Source organism: Variovorax sp. J2P1-31, from assembly GCF_030317215.1.
In the GTDB taxonomy this organism is placed as follows: Bacteria; Pseudomonadota; Gammaproteobacteria; order Burkholderiales; family Burkholderiaceae_C; genus Variovorax.
Map to the genome: position 1 here is coordinate 170,495 of NZ_JASZYA010000002.1, position 16,429 is coordinate 186,923.

A 16,429-nucleotide genomic window follows, 5' to 3' on the forward strand; every position below is an offset into this window, starting at 1 on the left:
CGAAGCACCGCTGCGGGGTCGAAGCTGCGGAAGCGCGCATTGCACGCGCCGTCCTCGGGATGAAGGCGTGGCGCGGGATGCGCCGGCTCAGCCCGCCATCGACAGCGCGCCGGTCTGCTGCGCGATGGTCTTGCGCAGGCAGTCGCGCAGCAGCTTCGCGCTGGGCGACAGCGGCCGGCCGACGCTCCACAGCAGCCCCACGGGCCGCACCAGCGAGGGCAGCGGCAGGGGCAGCACCTCGATCACGCGCGCCTTGTCGAACTCCTTGGAGATCGAGGCCGGCAGCGTGGCGATCGCGTCGCTGTGCGCGAGGTAGCTGCGGATGAAGGACACCGACAGCGTCTCGATCGCGTTGGCCGGCTCGGGCAGGCCGCTGTCCTTGAACCACTGCGACAGCGGTTCGCGCAGCAGCGAGCCCTCGGGCGGCAGGATCCAGGCGTAGGGCGCGAGGTCCACCCATTCGAGGCTGCTCTGGCGCGCCAGCGGGTGACCGGCGCGCACCACCACCGTGGTCTGGTCCTCGAACAGCACCTCTTCCTCGACGCCGGTGTCGGCCTTCTGCAGGGGCAGGGTGCCGAGGATCAGCTCGATCGCGCCCGAGCGCATCTCGTGCAGCAGCACGTCCATCGTCGCCTCGCGCACGATCACCGGCGTGGCCGGCGAGAGCTTCTTGAGCTTGAGCAGGCTCGCGGGCAGCAGCGAGATGGCGGAGGACGGCAGCACGCCGATGCGGATCTTGCCGGTGACGCCATGCGACAGCGCATGCAGCTCGTCGCCCACCTCGGCCAGCCCGCGCATCATCATCTTGGCGCCGCGGATCATGCATTCGCCAAAAGGCGTGGGCGTGACGCCGCGCACGCTGCGGTCGAACAGCTTCATCGCCAGCCCTTCCTCGAGCTCGGTCAGGGCCTTGGAAACCGCGGGCGTCGTGACGTTCATCGAGGCCGCGACCTTGCCGATCTGGCGGTAGTCGTCGAGCGCCACCAGCAGCTGGAAGTGGCGCGGCTTGAGGCCGGCGCGGATGTACCAATCGAGCTTCGCCATGAACGGTGTTCCTTCTCGAGTTTGCACCGGGATGGTGCGCCTCCATTTACCAATTGGTTGGGTCTGGCGCGGCGGGTGGCTGCCCATCGCGCAGGAGAGAAGCGTAGCAACTCTCGGGTCAGCCTGTGGTGAGCCGCCGTGGTGCATGCGCTTGCCGCTTTTTCGGGCCTTAACCAGACGGTAAAGGGAAGCGGCTCAATATTCAATTGTCATAAATCGCAAGGCTTCTACGATCCGTCCCCGATCAAGCAGTGTTTTTTCTCATGGACCAGAGGAGCGAGTCGATGGAAGTGATTGTCGTCGGGGGTGGAATCGGAGGCATGTCTGCGGCATTGAGCCTGCATGCCGCGGGCATCGGGGCGCAGGTGTACGAAGCGGCGCCGCAGATCGCCGCCATGGGGCTGGGCATCCACCTGCAGCCGAACGCGGTGCGCGAACTCAGCGAGCTGGGGCTGGCCGAGGCGCTCGACAGCCAGGCCGTCGCGATCCAGGAACTGGCCTTCTACAGCAAGCGCGGCCAGCGCATCTGGAGCGAGCCGCGCGGCCGCGAGGCCGGCTACCACTGGCCGCAGTACGCGATCAACCGCGGCACGCTGCAGGTGATCCTGCTCGAGGCCGCGCGCGAGCGCCTGGGCGCCGGGCGCATCCACACCGGCCACCGGCTGGCGTCCTTCGAACAGGACGAAACCGGCGTCACGGCCCACTTCGTCGACAGCGTCACCGGCGCGCCGCTGCCCCCGGTGCGCGGCGACGTGCTGGTGGCGGCCGACGGCCTGCATTCCGTGGTGCGCAAGCATTTCTACCCCGATCAGCCGCTGCGCTACGGCGGCCAGCTGATGTGGCGCAGCGCGGTCAGCGCCGCGCCCTTCCTGGGCGGCAGCACCATGATCATCGCGGGCCACCGCAACCAGAAGCTGGTGTGCTACCCGATGCGCAACCAGGCCGACGGCACGGTGATCCTCAACTGGATCGCCGAGCTGGGCCAGAGCGGCGACGGCCCGCCGCGCGAGGAATGGAACCAGAAGGTCGACCGCAGCAAGTTCTCCGGCGCCTTCGATGCCTGGACCTTCGACTGGCTCGACGTGCCCGCGCTGATGAAGGCCGGCGCCGAGGTCTTCGAGTTCCCCAAGGTCGACCGCGATCCGGTGCCGCAGTGGACCTTCGGCCGCGTCACGCTGCTCGGCGACGCCGCGCACCCGATGCACCCCGTGGGTTCGCAGGCCGGCTCGCAGGCGGTGGTCGACGGCCGCGTGCTGGCGCACCACCTGGCCGCCACGCGCGACAAGCCGCAGGAAGGCCTGCTGCGCTACGAGGCCGAGCGCCTGCCGCCGATGCGCGACATCGCGCTGCAGAACCGCACCCTGGGCCCGGAACTGGTCATGGAGATCGTCGAGGAGCGCGCGCCCAACGGCTTCGCCCACATCCACGACGTGCTGAGCGCCGAAGACCTGCAGGAGCGCGCCGATGCCTTCAAGCGGCTCGCGGGCTTCGCGGTCGAGAGCCTCAACAACCGGCCTTCCTACAGCGTCGCGCGGCCCTGAGATCGCGCAGCTGTTCCTTCCCTTTTCGTTACCACACCTCAGAAAGCCAGCCATGCCTCCACGCTTCAAGCCGATCCGCTCGCTGACCGCCGCGCTGCTTCTCGCAGCCTGCGCGGTGTCGGGCTTCGCGCAGCCACAACCACCCGCAGCCCAACCCGCGAGCACGATCGAATCGCGCCTGAAGACCGAGCTGCTCGCGCTCGGCTTCGCCGACGGCCAGCTGCCGGTGCTCAAGCCGGCCTTCGGCAACTACGTCGACGCGGTCAAGGTCGGCAACATGCTCTACCTGTCAAGCGCCGCGCCGCAGCGGCCCGATGGCCAGTTCGTCAAGGGCCGGGTGCCCGACCAGGTCGGCGTGGCCGACGCGATGGTCGCGGCCAAGCTGGCCTGCGTGCGGCAGATCGCGCGCCTGAAGCTGGTGCTGGGCGACCTGAACCAGGTGCAGCGCATCGTCTACGTGCGCGGCAAGGTCTATTCGCAGCCCGACTTCACCGACCAGACCAAGGTGACCGACGCCTGCTCCGCGCTCTACGTCTCGGTCTTCGGCGATGCCGGCCGCCATGCGCGCACCACCGAGGGCATCGTGGCCGGCCCCTTCGGCGTGGCGGTGGAGATGGAGACCTTCGTTGAACTGAAACCGACGGCGACGCTGGTGTCCGCCGCACCCGAGGAGAAGAAGTGAGCCCGCGTTCCACCCCCCGATTCGCCCGCCTCGCGGCCGGCCTGCTGTGCGGCTTCGCGCTGGTCGGCGGCGCCCTGGCCCAGACCACCACCAAGATCGGCTTCCAGGCCGGCCTCACCGGCCCCGCCGCGGCCGACGGCAATGCCGGGCTGGCCGCGGCCAAGCTCGCGGTCGAGCAGATCAACGGTGCCGGCGGTTTGAACGGCAAGAAGCTCGAACTGGTGGTCTACGACGACCAGGGCAAGCCCGAGCAGGCCGTGCCCATCGCCAACCGCATGGTGGGCGACGGTGTGCGCGCCGTGGTGTCGGCCGGCTTCTCCGGCCCCTCGCGCGCGGCCTCGCCGGTGTTCCAGAAGGCCAAGATTCCCTACATCGCCTCGATCGCCTTCGCGCCCGAGATCACGCGCACCGGCAACTACATGTTCCGCGTGACCAGCGTGGGCGAGGTGCAGGGCCGCGCCGCGGCCAAGCTGGTGGGCGAGGTGCTGCGCAAGAAGCGCACCGTGCTGCTGACCATCAAGACCGACTTCGGCAAGACCCTGGCCGCGGGCTTCAAGGAGGCCGCGCCCAAGTTCGGCGTGCAGTTGCTCAAGGAATACGAGTACGCGCCCAGCGACCGCCAGTTCGGCCCGCTGATCGCGAGCATCAAGGCCGACAACCCCGAGGTGATCTACGCCACCGGCTTCTACTTCACCGCCGGCCCGCTGGTCGCGCAGCTGCGCAGCGCGGGCATCACGGCCGACGTGGTGGGCGCCGAGTCGCTGAGCTCGCAGCAGTACATCGACATCGCCGGCCAGGCCGCCGAAGGCACGGTCATCACCAACGTGATCGATTGGGGCTCGCAGCTGCCCGAGATCGCCGACTTCCTCAAGGCCTACGAGAAGGCGACGAACAGCAAGGCCGAAGCCGCTGCCACCTCGACGCACGCGGCCGTGACCACGCTGGCCGCCGCGATCCGCAAGGCCAGGTCGGACGAGCCCGAGAAGATCCGCGCCGCGCTGGAAACCACCGAGGTGATGACCGCCATCGGCCGCATCAGCTTCAACAAGCTGCACGAAGTGAAGAAGAGCTTCCCGCTGAGCATCGTGCGCAACGGCAAGTGGGAACGCTTCGGCGTGATCGACGACGCCGCGCTGCTGGCGCCGCCCGAGCAATGAGCCTGTTCCTCAACCTCTCGTCGCAGGGGCTGATCAACGGCGCGGTGTACGCGCTGATCGCGATCGGCCTGGCGATGGTGTTCGGGCTGCTGCGCATCCTGCACATCGCGCATGCGGGGCTGTTCGCGCTCGGCGGCTACCTGGGGCTGGTGATCACCAACGCCACCGGCAGCTTCGCGCTCGGGCTGGTGCTGTCGATGGCGCTGGTCGCCGTCTGCGGCGTGCTGATGTACCGCCTGTGCTACGAGCCCATCCTCGACCAGCCGCCCTACGTGCCGCTGATCGCCTCGGTGGGCATGTTCCTCGCCATCGAGGAGCTGCTGCGGCTGGTGTTCGGCGACCACGGCCTGTCGTACCACGTGCCGCCGCTGGCCGGCGCGATCGAGCTGGGCAGCATGCGCATCAAGTACGCCGAGATCGCGGTGGTGGTGATGGCCTGCGTGCTGCTGGGCGGGCTGGCGCTGTTCGCCACCCGCACGCGCATCGGCATGGCTTGGCGCGCGACCGTCAGCGAGCCGCGCATGGCGGCTTCGTGCGGCGTGAGCCTGCGGCAGGTGCGCTACCTGAACTTCGCCATCGGCTCGGCCTTCGCCGCCGCCGCGGGCGTGATGGTGGGCGTGCTCAACAACCTGGTCGAGCCCTCGATGGGCGCGGTGCCCAGCTACAAGGCGCTGGCCATCATCGTGCTGGGCGGCCTGGGCAACATGGGTGGCACCCTGGTCGCGGCGCTGCTGCTGGGCCTGGTCGAAGCCTTCGGCGCGACCTACCTCTCGAACTACCTCGACCGCGACAGCATCGCATTCGCGGCCATGCTGTGCGTGCTGCTGATCAGGCCCGAAGGCCTGTTCTCGGGGCCCGCGCGCGCCACCGGCGGGCTCGCCAAGACACTGCAACTGAAGGGAGCGGCCAAGTGGGTGCTTACGAAACGTCCATCCTGACCTTGGTGGCGATCAACGTGATCCTCGCGCTGAGCCTGAACCTGATCTCCGGCCTCTGCGGCCAGGTGAGCCTGGGCCACGCCGCCTTCTTCGGCGTCGGCGCCTATGCCACGGCCCTGCTGGCCAAGGCCGGCTTCGGCCTCGGGCTCACGCTGCCGCTGGCGCTGCTGGCGGCGGGGGTCTTCGGGCTGGTGGTGGGCTTCTGCAGCCTGCGGGTGCGCGACGACTTCCTGGCCATCGCGACCATGGCGGCGGGCTTCCTGTTCCTCGGCGTGGTGCGCACCAGCGACGCGCTGGGCGGCGAACTCGGCATCTCGCAGATCCCCGAGACCGCGCTGGGCGACTTCTTCCCCTACTTCGTGGTGCTGTGCGCCGTGGCCGCGGGCCTGTTCTGCGCCTGGGTCAAGAAGAGCTGGCTGGGCTATGCCTTCGAGGCCGTGGCGGCCGACGAGATCGCCGCGCGCAGCCTGGGCATCGACACGCCGCGCTTCAAGCTGGCGGCCTTCGCGCTCGGCACCGCGCTGGCCGGCGTGGCCGGCTGCCTCTATGCCTACTACCTGGGCACGGTGGGTGCCGAGGCCTTCGGCTTCCCGGTGTCGGTGATGATCCTCGCGATGGTGGTGATCGGCGGCATGGGCTCGATCTGGGGCAGCGTGCTGGCCGCCACCCTGCTGACGCTGGCGCCCGAATGGTTCCGCTTCATCAACGACTACAAGCTGCTGGTCTTCGGCCTGCTGCTCTTCATGATGATGCGCTTCGTGCCCGGCGGCCTGTTCCCGCTGGTGCTGCGCCAGGCCGCGCGGCTGCGCGGGGGGAGGGCGGCATGAACGCGAAGGTGCAAGACAAGGCCGGCGGCGAGCTGCTGGTGATCGACGACGTGGGCGTGCGCTTCGGCGGCATCGTCGCGGTCGACGGCGTGTCCTTTGAGGTGCGCGACGGCGAACTGCTGGGCCTGCTGGGCCCCAACGGCGCGGGCAAGACCACGCTGCTGCGCCTGATCTCCGGCGTGGTCGACCCCACGGCGGGCGCGGTGCGCTTCCGCGGCGAGACGCTCAACGGCCTCAATGCCGCCAGGCGCGCGCAGCGCGGCATCGCGCTGTCGCACCAGATCGTGCGGCCCTTCCGCAGCATGACGCTGCTGGAGAACGTGGTGCTCGCGGCCGGCTCGGCCATCACCCGCACGCCCTGGCGCGCGCTGGCCACGGTGGACCGCCGCCCGCTGCGCGACGAAGCCATGCGCTGCCTGGAGATGGTGGGCATCGCCGCGCTGGCCGACAAGCTGCCCACGGCGCAGCCGTTGGGCGTGCTCAAGCGGCTCGAGGTGGCGCGCGCGCTGGCCACGCGGCCGCAACTGCTGCTGCTGGACGAGCCGCTGGCCGGGCTGGGCCACGGCGAGGCGCTGCGCCTGGCCGACCTGATCCGCTCGCTCAACCAGCGCGGCGTGACCATCGTGCTGATCGAGCACAACCTGGCCGAGGTGATGCGGATCTGTCCGCGCATCGTGGTGCTGAACAACGGCCGGAAGATGGCCGACGGGCCCGCCGCCGAGGTCATGGCCGACCCGGCCGTGATCGAGGCCTACCTGGGCGAAGGAGCCGCACTTGCTGAACATTGACAACCTCTCCTGCGGCTACGGCTCGGCCGTGGTGCTGCACGGGCTGAACCTGCAGGTCAACGCGTCCGAGGTGGTCGCGCTGATCGGCCCCAACGGCGCGGGCAAGACCTCGACGCTGCAATGCATCGCCGGCCATGTGCGCGCGCAGGCGGGCACGGTGCGCTTCAACGGCAAGGACCTGGCGCCGCTGCCGCCGCAGAAGCGCGTGCTCGAAGGCATCGCGCTGTCGCCCGAGGGCCGCAAGCTGTTCGGCGACATGACGGTGCGCGAGAACCTGGTGGTGGGCGGCTACAGCCGGCCGCGCGAGGCCACGGCGCGCAACATCGAACGCGTGCTCGACCTGTTCCCCCGCCTGGGCGAGCGCTTCGATTCGCTGGGCCGCACGCTGTCGGGCGGCGAGCAGCAGATGGTGGCGATCGGCCGCGCGCTGATGGCCGAGCCCAAGCTGCTCTTGATCGACGAACTCTCGCTGGGCCTGATGCCCAAGAACGTCGACATCTGCTACCAGGCGCTGCAGAAGCTGCGCGGCGAGGGCATCGCGGTGCTGCTGGTCGAGCAGAACCTGTCGAAGGCGCTGGCCTTCTCCGACCGCGCCTATGTGCTGGATTCGGGCCGGCTCGTGTGGTCGGGCACCTCGGAGGCCGCGCGCGCGCGGCGCGACCTGGTCGAGTCCATCCTGGGCCACGCCGCCAGCGCGGACCCCGCCACTGCATCCCACGAGGAACTGACTTCATGACGACGAACCACGCCATCGATGCGCTCTACGTGCGCTACCAGGTCCGCGACCTGGCCGTGATGGAGAGCTTCCTGCGCGACTTCGGCATGGTGCCGGCCGCAGCCGGCGACGGCCATCGCCTGTTCATGCGCGGCACCGGCGAGGCGCCCTTCGTCTACGAGGCGGTGCGGGGCGACGACAACCGCTTCCTGGGCGCGGGCTTCAGCGTGGCCGATGCCGCCACGCTCGAACGGCTCGCGGCCCTGCCGGGCTCGGGCCCGGTCGAGTCCGCGGCCGAGGTGCCCGGCGGCGGCCAGCGGGTGCGCATGCGCATGCCCGACGGCTTCGAGATCGATGCGGTGCACGGCGCCGTGCCCGCCGCGCCGCTGCCGGTGCGCGACGCGATCCCGCTCAACACGGCGCAGGCCAAGCCGCGGGTCAACACCGCCGTGCGCATCGCGCGCCAGGCCTCGCCGGTCAAGCGCCTGGGGCACTTCGTGCTGCACGTGAGCGACCACCAGGCCTCGGTCGCCTGGCTGCAGCAGCGCTTCGGGCTGATCGCCTCGGACTACCTGGCGATCCCCGACGCCCCGACGCAACCCATCGGCACCTTCCTGCGGGTGGACCATGGCGACGCGCTGGTCGACCACCACTGCATGCTGGTGCTGGGCACCGACCGGCCCGGCGTGCACCACTGCTCCTTCGAGGTCAGCGACCTCGATGCGGTGATGGCGGCGCACGACTTCCTGCTGGAGCGCGGCCACACGCTGGACTGCGGCGTGGGCCGGCACCTGCTGGGCAGCCAGATCTTCGACTACTGGCGCGACCCCTTCGGCTTCCGCATCGAGCACTACACCGACGGCGACGTGGTCAACGGCACGCACGTGCCCACCATCTTCGCCGGCACCGCCGACCAGACCACGCAGTGGGGCGCCAAGCCGCCCGCCGATTTCTTCGAGTGATCCGCACGGATCCTTTCGCAACCGAGCCACACACAACACACACATGGCCATTCAACACATCATCAGCCCCGAGGTCACGGAGCCCGCACCGGGCACCTGGTCCAACTGCCTGCGCGTGGGCGACACCGTCTACATCGCGGGCCTCACCGCGCGCGACAAGCAGCTCGCGCCCGCGGGCGGCGGCGAGTACGCGCAGGCCAGGCTGATCTTCGAACGCATCCAGCACCTGGTCACCGCCGCCGGCGGGTCCATGCAGGACGTGGTCAAGATCAACATGTACCTGACCCGCATCGAACACCGCGAAGAGGTCTGGCGCGCGCGCCGCGAGTTCTTCCAGGGCGCGTTCCCGGTCGCCACGCTGGTCGAGGTGAGTTCGCTGGCACAGCCCGAGATCCTGGTCGAGATCGAGGCGGTCGCGGTGCTCAATCAAGGCGGCCGCCCGGCCCAGCAGGTGGGAGGTGGCGCATGACCGGTTTCGTCCTGCCCGCACCCGCGGTCACCTCGGTGCCGGTGGCCGGCGGCGGCGCCTTTCCGGTGCGGCGCGTCTACTGCGTCGGGCGCAACTATGCGGACCACGCGCTCGAGATGGGTGTGGACCCCCGCGCCGAGCCGCCCTTCTTCTTCTGCAAGCCGACCGACACGGTGGTGTCGAATCCGATGGGCGCGGTGCCCGTGCCGTACCCGCCCCAGACGCAGAACCTGCACCACGAGGTCGAGCTGGTGGTGGCCATCGGCAAGGGTGGCGCGAACATCGCCGTCGAGGATGCGGCCTCGCACATCTGGGGCCATGCGATCGGCATCGACATGACCCGGCGCGACCTGCAGCTGGCCATGCGCAAGAGCGGCAAGTCCTGGGAGATCGGCAAGACTTTCGAGCGCTGCGCGCCGGTCGGCCCGATCGTGCCGCTGGACCAGACCGGCGAGCTCACGCAGGGCGCGATCGCGCTCACCGTGAACGGCGCGCCGCGCCAGGCCAGCGACCTGTCGAAGCTGATCTGGTCGACGCGCGAGATCATCGCCGCGCTGTCGCGCTACTTCACGCTCGCGCCCGGCGACCTGATCTTCACCGGCACGCCCGAAGGCGTGGGCGCGGTGGTCGAGGGCGACCTGCTGGAAGCCAGCGTCGCGGGGCTGGGCACGCTGCAGGTGCGCATCACGCCGGCGTCCGAAGGGACGCAGCCATGAGCACGTCCGAGTACACCCTGAGCGCCGACACCCGGGCCAAGCTGGTGCAGGTCGGCAGCGCCAACGTGGCGAACGCGCTGCTCAAGCGGGGCTTTCGCAACGTCTACCTGCTGGGTCTGCAGCCGCTCTCGCCCGAGCAGCCGCAGCTGGTGGGCCCGGCCTACACGCTGCGCTTCATGCCGGCGCGCGAGGACATCGACACCATGGCCAACTACGGCCGCAACGACAACCTGCACCGGCGCGCGGTGGAGGAGTGCCCGGTCGACCATGTGCTGGTGATCGACACCGGCGGCTGCGTGCGCTCGGCCGCGGCCGGCGACCTGATGGCCGCGCGCATGCGCCAGCGCGGTGTGGCCGGCGTGGTCACCGACGGCGGCTACCGCGACACGCCCGCGATCCGCAGGACCGGCCTGCCGGCCTACCAGCGCCAGTCGGCGCCGCCGGCCACGCCCATCGCCATGCACCCGGTCGAGCTCAACGGCCCGGTGGGTTGCGCGGGCGTGGCCATCTACCCCGGCGACGTGCTGGTGGGCGACGGCGAAGGCGTGGTGGTGATCCCGCAGCACCTGGTCGAGGAGGTCGCGGCCGAGGCGCTGGACGCGGTCGAGTACGAGGCCTTCGCCGAGCAGCAGATCGCCGGCGGCCGCTCGATCTTCGGACTGTTTCCGGCGACCCCGGAAAGCCGCAAGGAATACGACGGCTGGGTCGCGGCCGGCCGTCCCCCCCTGGAGCACACGCCATGAACCCGGTCCCGAACGAAGCCCTGATGAAGACGCTGGAGGTGCTGATCCGCACGCAGGATCTGGACGCCGCGCAATGGATCGACTTTCCCGAGTACGGCTTTCGGCAGTACTTCCTGTGGAAGAACGCCGAGACCGGCGCCAGCATCGCGCTGCTCGAGTACGAGAAGGGCGGGCGCATCCCGGTCAAGCACTCGCATGCGTCCAACCAGTTCATGTACTGCCTCGAAGGCCGCTACGAGTACACCGACAGCCAGCTCACGCTGACCGCGGGCTCCTTCTACATGAACCCCAAGGACCATCCCCATGGCCCGACGCTGGCACACGAGCGCAGCGTGCTGATCGAGATCTACGACGGGCCGCACTACTACGAGAAGCCCGTGTTCCACACCGATGAAAGCATCGGCGGTTTCCTGTCCAAGTCCTGAGTCTTCGCATCCAGAGTCTTCCCATGTTCGACACCCAAGAAGTCCTTTCCGAATTCCACATCCAGCCGGTCCACGGCGGCGCCTGCACCGGCACCGGCGGCTGGAGCGCCACCGAGGGCCGCAAAGCCTTCGAGGCGGTCAACCCCGCCGACGGCACCGTCACGGCCCGCGTGGCCGGCGCCACCGCGCAGGACTACGAGGCCGTGATGGCCGCGGCCGTGGCCACGCACGAGCGCTGGCGCATGGTGCCCGCGCCCCGGCGCGGCGAATTGGTCGCGCGCATCGGCGAACTCGCGGCCCAGCACCACGAGGGCCTGGCGGCGGTGGTGGCGCTCGACACCGGCAAGTCGCTGATGGAAGCCCGCAGCGAGGTGCGCGAGCTGATCGACATGGCGGCGCTCGCGGCCGGCCAGTCGCGCATGCTCTACGGCTTCACGCAGCAGTCGCAGCGCGCCAAGCACCGCATGTACGACCAGTGGCTGCCGCTGGGCGTGGTGGGCGTGATCTCGGCCTACAACTTCCCGGCTGCGGTCTGGGCGCAGAACGGTTTCCTCGCGGCCATCGGCGGCAACACCGTGGTCTGGAAGCCCAGCCCCAAGGTGCCGCTGACCGCGCTGGCGCTGCAGCACCTCTCGAACCAGGCGATGCAGGAGCTGGGCTTCGAGGGCGTGTTCACGCTCTTCATCCCCGACGACAACGCCGTGGCCGAGCGCCTGGTGGCCGACCCGCGCGTGGCGCTGGTCTCCTTCACCGGTTCGAGCGGCGTGGGCCGCAAGGTGGCGAACATCGTGGGCGCGGCGCTGGGCCGGCGCTACATGCTCGAGTGCTCGGGCAACAACGGCTGCATCGTCGACGAGACGGCCGACCTCAAGCTGGCCGCGCGCAGCATCACCTTCGGCGCGGTCGGCACCACCGGCCAGCGCTGCACCAGCACGCGCCGCGTGATCGTGCAGCGCACGGTGGCCGACGAACTGGTGCAGCTGCTCAAGCAATCCTTCGCGCAGATCAAGGTCGGCGACCCGCGCGAGCCCGGCACCGTGATCGGCCCGCTGGTCGACGCGCCGGCCATCGGCCACTACGAGGACGCCATCGCGCAGGCGGTGGCGCTGGGCGGCCAGGTGGTCTACGGCGGCAGGCGCATCGACCGGCCGGGCCACTACGTCGAGCCCACGCTGATCACGCAGACGAAGCCCGAGTGGCCCTGCGTGCAGCACGAGACCTTCGCGCCCATCGTCTACGTGATGACCTACGACACGCTCGAGGAAGCGATCGCGATCCACAACGGCGTGCCGCAGGGCCTGGCCTCGGGCATCCACAGCTCGAACCTGGGCAACATCGAACTGTTCCTGTCGGCGCAGGGCAGCGACTGCGGCATCGCCAAGGTCAACATGGGCACCACCGGCGCCGACATCGGCGCGGCCTTCGGCGGCGAGAAGGAAACCGGCGGCGGCCGCACCGCGGGCTCCGACGCCTGGAAGGGCTACATGCGGCGCCAGAGCGTGTGCATCAACTGGGGCGGCGAATCGCCCTGGGACCAGCGCATCGCGCTGTAGGGTTCAGCAGGGCTTCAGGGCGCCGTGCGCGGCGCCCCCAGGATCGCCGAGACCTTGTCGGCGGCGCTCTTCAGCGCCTCGACCGTCGCAGGGTTCGCCTGGGCCGGCAGGAAATGGATCGAGCCCACGATGGCCAGTGCGCCGAAGAGCTCGCCGCCGCTGTGGAAGATCGGCGCCGCCAGCGCGTTCACGCCCATGAACACCTCTTCGGGCGCCTCGGCCCAGCGGCGCTTGCGCACGATGTCGATCTCGGCGCGCAGGCGGTCCGCGTCGACGATCGTGTGCGGCGTGGCGGCCGCCAGCGGATGCGTCAGCAGGCGCTCCAGCAGCGCCGGGGCGCCGAAGGCCAGCACGATCTTGCCCTGCGCCACGGTGTGCAGCTTGTACTCGGTGCCGGAGCTCAGCAGGATCTCGAGCTGGCTGTGCCCGCGCACCAGGTCGAGCACGACCACGTGGTTGTCGGTGAAGGTGGTGATGACGATGGTCTGCCCCACCTGGTCGCGCAGCTCCTCCATGACCGGGCGCGCCAGGCTGACCACATCGAACTGCCGCACCAGCTTCTGGCCCAGCAGGAACAGCCGCCAGCCCACGCTGTAGCGGCTGCTGCGGGCGTTCTGGATCACATAGCCCTCCTGGCGCAGCGAGCTCAGGTGCCTGTGCACGCGCGCCTTGGGCATGCCGAGCCGCTCGGCCAGCTGGGTCACGCCCAGCTCGGCATTGGCCTCGGCCATCACCTCGAGGATGCGCAGCGAGATGACGGAGGTCGACGAGCTGTTGCCGTCCTGCGGCCCTTCCTCCCGGGTCCCTTCGTCCGTTCCGGTGCGGGGGGCGGGGAGGGCGGTGGGCAGGGAAGAGGGGTTCGATGGCATAGGAGAGGTCAGTCGTGTCGTGGGGCGCCGGGGCGCTCGAGCCGCAGGAAGCGCTCTGCGTACACATGGTACTTCTGGGTGTTGGGCTGGCCGGCGTCCTCCGGCCGCACGAAGCGGATCGAGCTGCGCCCGCGGCAGGCCTGCGGGAGGATAAAGCAGCGGATGAAGGTGGTCGCGCTGTCCCGGGTGGTGGGCGCGAGCACCGGCGCATGGCCCAGCTCGAACCAGGCGTCGCCGGGCCCGTGGACCTGCGTCGTGCCCTGGGTCTCGATGGTGATCTCGCCGTCGAGGCAGCAGCGGATGCCCGGCCCCTGGTGGACGTGGGTCAGCGCCACGCCGCCGGGCGGAAAGGCCACGCGGTCGCAGCGCATGAGCCAGTCGAAGCTGCTGTCCAGCTCGATCGCCTGCTCCAGCTTGCAGACCGAGCGCGTGGCCGGCGCGGAGCGCAGCGTGCCCGGCTGCGCCGTGTCGTGCGGCACCAGTTCCCAGCGCCAGAGCACCACCTCCGAATCGCCGGCCAGCAGCGCGAGCGCGTCGTCGCCGACCCAGGCCGTGTCGTGCACCACATGTTGCGCGCCGGTGGCGAATTCGACGGCGAGCTGGCCCTCGACCACATAGATCGCCCGCGAGAGGGCGGGCAGGTAGACCGGGGCGTGGTGGGCGGGGATGCGGTCTTCCAGAAGGCGCAGCTTGAATCGATGCATGGGAACTCCAAGGTTTGAAGCCTGGAGTATCGATAAACGAGACGCGTATGTCTATTAATGGTTAATACTGAGGTGAAATCTCATAAGACTTCATAAGATTCGTTCTTCGATACGAATGTATCTTTCATGAAGACGCGTGGCCGCAGCGTTTGCGGCCCCCCAGGAGACCTCCCATGAGCATGGCGACCGCCGGTACCGACCCGGCAACGACGACAACCCCGAACGCGCGCTGGTACGTGGGGCGCACCAAGGCGCAGTGGCAGACCTTCGGCTCCGCCTATGTGGGCTGGATGCTGGACATCATGGATCTGATGCTGTTCGCGATGATGATCAAGTACATCAGCGCCGACCTGGCCTTCGACAAGGGCGTGGCGGGGCTGATCGCCTCGATGACGCTGCTGGCCACCGCGGTCGGCGGCCTGGTCTTCGGCTTCCTCGCGGACCGCCTGGGCCGCACCCGCTCGATGGTGCTGAGCATCCTGTGCTATTCGCTCGGCACCGCGCTGTGCGGCTTTTCGCAGACCGTGACGCAGCTGCTGATCTTCCGCTTCATCCTCGGCCTCGGTGTGGGCGGCGAGTGGTCGGCGGGCGCGACGCTGATCACCGAGACCTGGCCGGCCGAGCACCGCGGCAAGGTGATGGCCTGGGTGCAGAGCGCATTCGCGCTGGGCTACGCACTGGCGGCGCTGGTCGCGGCGCTGGTGCTGCCGTACTTCGGCTGGCGCTGGGCCTTCGCGGTCGGCCTGCTGCCGGCGCTGTTCGCGTTCTGGGTCCGGCGCCACACGCCGGAATCCTCGATCTGGCTGGAGCAGAAGCGGCGCCTGTCGGTGGGCGAGACCTTCGCGGTGCTGTTCGGCAAGCACCTGCGGCCCACGCTGGTGTGCCTGGCGTTCACCTCGGCGGCGATGTGCGGCTACTGGGGGCTGTTCACCTGGGTGCCGACCTACCTCGCGACGCCGGTGGCCCAGGGCGGGCCGGGCTTCGACCTGCTCAAGTCGACCGCCTGGATCGTGGTGATGCAGGCCGGCGCGGCCCTGGGCTTCATCGTGTTCGGCTACTTCGCCGACGCCATCGGCCGCCGGCGCTCGTTCATCCTGTTCTTCCTCGCCTCGGCGGTGGCGGTGCCGCTCTACGTGGCGATCACGTCGCCGACGCTGCTGCTGCTGTTCGGCCCGGTCGTGGCCTTCTTCGGCACCGGCTTCTACAGCGGCTTCGCGCCGACCTTCGCCGAGCTGTTCCCGACGCAGGTCCGCGCGACGGCGCAGGGCTTCATCTACAACACCGGCCGAGCCACCAGCGCGCTGGCCCCCGCCGCGGTCGGCTTCCTCTCGCAGGGCAACGGCGTGAGCAGCGCGCTGGCCGCCACGGCCGGCTTCTTCGCCCTGGCCGCGGTGATCGTGTTCTTCTTCGTGCCCGAGACGAAGAGCGAGGCGCTGCGCTGAAGGCGGCACTGTCGCCAACTCGACCACCGGATCCGATGCGGGATATATGATGTTCCGTTGCCCCCCGGAGGGGGCGCGAGGTTCCATCCGTGTCCGTCCTGCCCCAGCTCTCCAGCGAAAACCTTTCTTCCCGTGTCTATGGCCGCATCCGCACCGCGCTGATGGACGGCGAGTTCTCGCCCGGCGAGCGACTGCGCATCAAGGACCTGTCGACCCAGCTCGGCACCAGCATCACGCCGGTGCGCGAAGCGATCTTCAAGCTGGTGAGCGAACGCGCACTGGAGATGCGCGCCGCCACCGCGATCCACGTGCCGACGCTGGGCCCCGACGACCTGCGCCAGATCCAGCTGATGCGCATGGCGCTCGAAGGCGCCGCCGCGGAGCGGGCCTGCATGCTGATGACCGCCGAGGAGCTGGACCGGCTGAGCAAGATCCAGGACGCCTTCGTGGTCGCGGCCTCGACCGATGCGGCGCTGGCCTCCAAGCTCAACACCGACTTCCATTTCGCGCTGCTGCGGGCCGCGCAGATGCCGCTGGTCACCGCGACCGTCGAGAACTTCTGGGTCATGATGGGCCCGCTGCTGCGGACCTTCCATACCGAGATCCCGCGGCGCGAGATCAGCAGCCGCAACCACAAGCACTACCAGGTGCTGCGCGCGCTGCGCAAGCGCGACCCCGAGGCGGCGCGCATCGCCATCCAGGCCGACATCCGCTGGAGCGACGTGATCATCGCCTGGCTCGAAAAACAGAACGCCAGCTGAACGCGGCCGCCCGCACCGCTCGTGCGGGCGTGTTTTGCCGCAACGGGCTTCCGTCGTCCGAATCGAAGATATATCATGCATCATGAGGGCGCC

Annotated in this window: 18 protein-coding genes; 15 read left to right on the forward strand and 3 right to left on the reverse strand. The window is 69.6% G+C overall.

Translation table 11 applies throughout. The annotated features are described in order from the left end of the window. Positions 1-87 precede the first annotated feature (87 nt). On the reverse strand, positions 88-1,044 hold the full coding sequence (locus QTI20_RS11915; protein ID WP_286551104.1) for a LysR substrate-binding domain-containing protein: 957 nt from the start codon (positions 1,042-1,044) through the stop codon (positions 88-90). A gap of 284 nt (positions 1,045-1,328) precedes the next feature. Here QTI20_RS11915 and QTI20_RS11920 point away from each other — a divergent pair, with 284 nt between their 5' ends. Genes QTI20_RS11920 through QTI20_RS11980 form a run of 13 tightly spaced genes read left to right on the forward strand, consistent with a single transcriptional unit; the run spans position 1,329 to position 12,560 of the window. Further along, complete coding sequence (locus QTI20_RS11920; RefSeq protein ID WP_286551105.1) at positions 1,329-2,585, forward strand: flavin-dependent oxidoreductase; 1,257 nt, start codon at positions 1,329-1,331, stop codon at positions 2,583-2,585. Between the two features lie 52 nt (positions 2,586-2,637). Next, positions 2,638-3,267, forward strand: coding sequence for a RidA family protein (locus QTI20_RS11925; RefSeq protein ID WP_286551106.1), 630 nt, complete (start codon positions 2,638-2,640; stop codon positions 3,265-3,267). Next, entirely contained in the window at positions 3,264-4,424 is a 1,161-nt protein-coding gene (locus tag QTI20_RS11930) for an ABC transporter substrate-binding protein (protein ID WP_286551107.1), read from the forward strand. Before QTI20_RS11925 ends, QTI20_RS11930 begins: the two co-directional genes overlap by 4 nt. Then, positions 4,421-5,362 (forward strand): branched-chain amino acid ABC transporter permease, encoded by a 942-nt coding sequence (locus tag QTI20_RS11935; RefSeq protein ID WP_286551108.1) that lies wholly within the window; start codon positions 4,421-4,423, stop codon positions 5,360-5,362. Before QTI20_RS11930 ends, QTI20_RS11935 begins: the two co-directional genes overlap by 4 nt. Continuing rightward, the gene (locus QTI20_RS11940) at positions 5,335-6,189 is read left to right on the forward strand and encodes a branched-chain amino acid ABC transporter permease (protein WP_286551109.1); all 855 of its coding nucleotides are present in this window, start codon (positions 5,335-5,337) and stop codon (positions 6,187-6,189) included. The genes QTI20_RS11935 and QTI20_RS11940 overlap by 28 nt, the downstream gene beginning before the upstream one ends. Next, entirely contained in the window at positions 6,186-6,977 is a 792-nt protein-coding gene (locus tag QTI20_RS11945) for an ABC transporter ATP-binding protein (RefSeq protein ID WP_286551110.1), read from the forward strand. Before QTI20_RS11940 ends, QTI20_RS11945 begins: the two co-directional genes overlap by 4 nt. Beyond that, the gene (locus QTI20_RS11950) at positions 6,964-7,713 is read left to right on the forward strand and encodes an ABC transporter ATP-binding protein (protein WP_286551111.1); all 750 of its coding nucleotides are present in this window, start codon (positions 6,964-6,966) and stop codon (positions 7,711-7,713) included. The genes QTI20_RS11945 and QTI20_RS11950 overlap by 14 nt, the downstream gene beginning before the upstream one ends. Beyond that, on the forward strand, positions 7,710-8,654 hold the full coding sequence (locus QTI20_RS11955; protein ID WP_286551112.1) for a VOC family protein: 945 nt from the start codon (positions 7,710-7,712) through the stop codon (positions 8,652-8,654). Before QTI20_RS11950 ends, QTI20_RS11955 begins: the two co-directional genes overlap by 4 nt. Positions 8,655-8,697: 43 nt before the next feature. Further along, on the forward strand, positions 8,698-9,123 hold the full coding sequence (locus tag QTI20_RS11960) for a RidA family protein (protein WP_183025396.1): 426 nt from the start codon (positions 8,698-8,700) through the stop codon (positions 9,121-9,123). Further along, the gene (locus QTI20_RS11965; RefSeq protein WP_286551113.1) at positions 9,120-9,839 is read left to right on the forward strand and encodes a fumarylacetoacetate hydrolase family protein; all 720 of its coding nucleotides are present in this window, start codon (positions 9,120-9,122) and stop codon (positions 9,837-9,839) included. Before QTI20_RS11960 ends, QTI20_RS11965 begins: the two co-directional genes overlap by 4 nt. Further along, the gene (locus tag QTI20_RS11970; RefSeq protein ID WP_286551114.1) at positions 9,836-10,582 is read left to right on the forward strand and encodes a ribonuclease activity regulator RraA; all 747 of its coding nucleotides are present in this window, start codon (positions 9,836-9,838) and stop codon (positions 10,580-10,582) included. The genes QTI20_RS11965 and QTI20_RS11970 overlap by 4 nt, the downstream gene beginning before the upstream one ends. Further along, complete coding sequence (locus QTI20_RS11975; RefSeq protein ID WP_286551115.1) at positions 10,579-11,007, forward strand: cupin domain-containing protein; 429 nt, start codon at positions 10,579-10,581, stop codon at positions 11,005-11,007. The genes QTI20_RS11970 and QTI20_RS11975 overlap by 4 nt, the downstream gene beginning before the upstream one ends. 23 nt (positions 11,008-11,030) lie before the next feature. Continuing rightward, the gene (locus QTI20_RS11980; protein WP_286551116.1) at positions 11,031-12,560 is read left to right on the forward strand and encodes an aldehyde dehydrogenase family protein; all 1,530 of its coding nucleotides are present in this window, start codon (positions 11,031-11,033) and stop codon (positions 12,558-12,560) included. A gap of 14 nt (positions 12,561-12,574) precedes the next feature. Here the strand turns inward: QTI20_RS11980 and QTI20_RS11985 are convergent, their stop codons facing one another. Further along, positions 12,575-13,429, reverse strand: coding sequence for an IclR family transcriptional regulator (locus tag QTI20_RS11985; RefSeq protein ID WP_286551117.1), 855 nt, complete (start codon positions 13,427-13,429; stop codon positions 12,575-12,577). Positions 13,430-13,437: 8 nt separating this feature from the next. Then, positions 13,438-14,133 carry a cupin domain-containing protein gene (locus tag QTI20_RS11990; protein WP_286551118.1) on the reverse strand — a complete coding sequence of 232 codons (696 nt, stop codon included), beginning with the start codon at positions 14,131-14,133 and terminating at the stop codon, positions 13,438-13,440. 173 nt (positions 14,134-14,306) lie between these two features. Between QTI20_RS11990 and QTI20_RS11995 the strand changes: the two genes are divergently transcribed. Together QTI20_RS11995 and QTI20_RS12000 are read left to right on the forward strand one after the other, a co-directional pair. Then, positions 14,307-15,575: an MFS transporter gene (locus QTI20_RS11995; protein WP_286551119.1), complete on the forward strand. Its 1,269-nt coding sequence runs from the start codon at positions 14,307-14,309 to the stop codon at positions 15,573-15,575. 89 nt (positions 15,576-15,664) lie between these two features. Further along, on the forward strand, positions 15,665-16,336 hold the full coding sequence (locus QTI20_RS12000; RefSeq protein ID WP_286551120.1) for a GntR family transcriptional regulator: 672 nt from the start codon (positions 15,665-15,667) through the stop codon (positions 16,334-16,336). Positions 16,337-16,429 lie beyond the last annotated feature (93 nt).

What these genes read in the sequence shown, in the direction of transcription:
- QTI20_RS11915 (WP_286551104.1), bottom strand. Translation starts at nt 1,044, where the DNA reads ATGGCGAAGCTCGATTGGTACATCCGCGCCGGCCTCAAGCCGCGCCAC.
- QTI20_RS11920 (WP_286551105.1), top strand. Translation starts at nt 1,329, where the DNA reads ATGGAAGTGATTGTCGTCGGGGGTGGAATCGGAGGCATGTCTGCGGCA.
- QTI20_RS11925 (WP_286551106.1), top strand. Translation starts at nt 2,638, where the DNA reads ATGCCTCCACGCTTCAAGCCGATCCGCTCGCTGACCGCCGCGCTGCTT.
- QTI20_RS11935 (WP_286551108.1), top strand. Translation starts at nt 4,421, where the DNA reads ATGAGCCTGTTCCTCAACCTCTCGTCGCAGGGGCTGATCAACGGCGCG.
- QTI20_RS11945 (WP_286551110.1), top strand. Translation starts at nt 6,186, where the DNA reads ATGAACGCGAAGGTGCAAGACAAGGCCGGCGGCGAGCTGCTGGTGATC.
- QTI20_RS11955 (WP_286551112.1), top strand. Translation starts at nt 7,710, where the DNA reads ATGACGACGAACCACGCCATCGATGCGCTCTACGTGCGCTACCAGGTC.
- QTI20_RS11960 (WP_183025396.1), top strand. Translation starts at nt 8,698, where the DNA reads ATGGCCATTCAACACATCATCAGCCCCGAGGTCACGGAGCCCGCACCG.
- QTI20_RS11965 (WP_286551113.1), top strand. Translation starts at nt 9,120, where the DNA reads ATGACCGGTTTCGTCCTGCCCGCACCCGCGGTCACCTCGGTGCCGGTG.
- QTI20_RS11970 (WP_286551114.1), top strand. Translation starts at nt 9,836, where the DNA reads ATGAGCACGTCCGAGTACACCCTGAGCGCCGACACCCGGGCCAAGCTG.
- QTI20_RS11975 (WP_286551115.1), top strand. Translation starts at nt 10,579, where the DNA reads ATGAACCCGGTCCCGAACGAAGCCCTGATGAAGACGCTGGAGGTGCTG.
- QTI20_RS11980 (WP_286551116.1), top strand. Translation starts at nt 11,031, where the DNA reads ATGTTCGACACCCAAGAAGTCCTTTCCGAATTCCACATCCAGCCGGTC.
- QTI20_RS11985 (WP_286551117.1), bottom strand. Translation starts at nt 13,429, where the DNA reads ATGCCATCGAACCCCTCTTCCCTGCCCACCGCCCTCCCCGCCCCCCGC.
- QTI20_RS11990 (WP_286551118.1), bottom strand. Translation starts at nt 14,133, where the DNA reads ATGCATCGATTCAAGCTGCGCCTTCTGGAAGACCGCATCCCCGCCCAC.
- QTI20_RS11995 (WP_286551119.1), top strand. Translation starts at nt 14,307, where the DNA reads ATGAGCATGGCGACCGCCGGTACCGACCCGGCAACGACGACAACCCCG.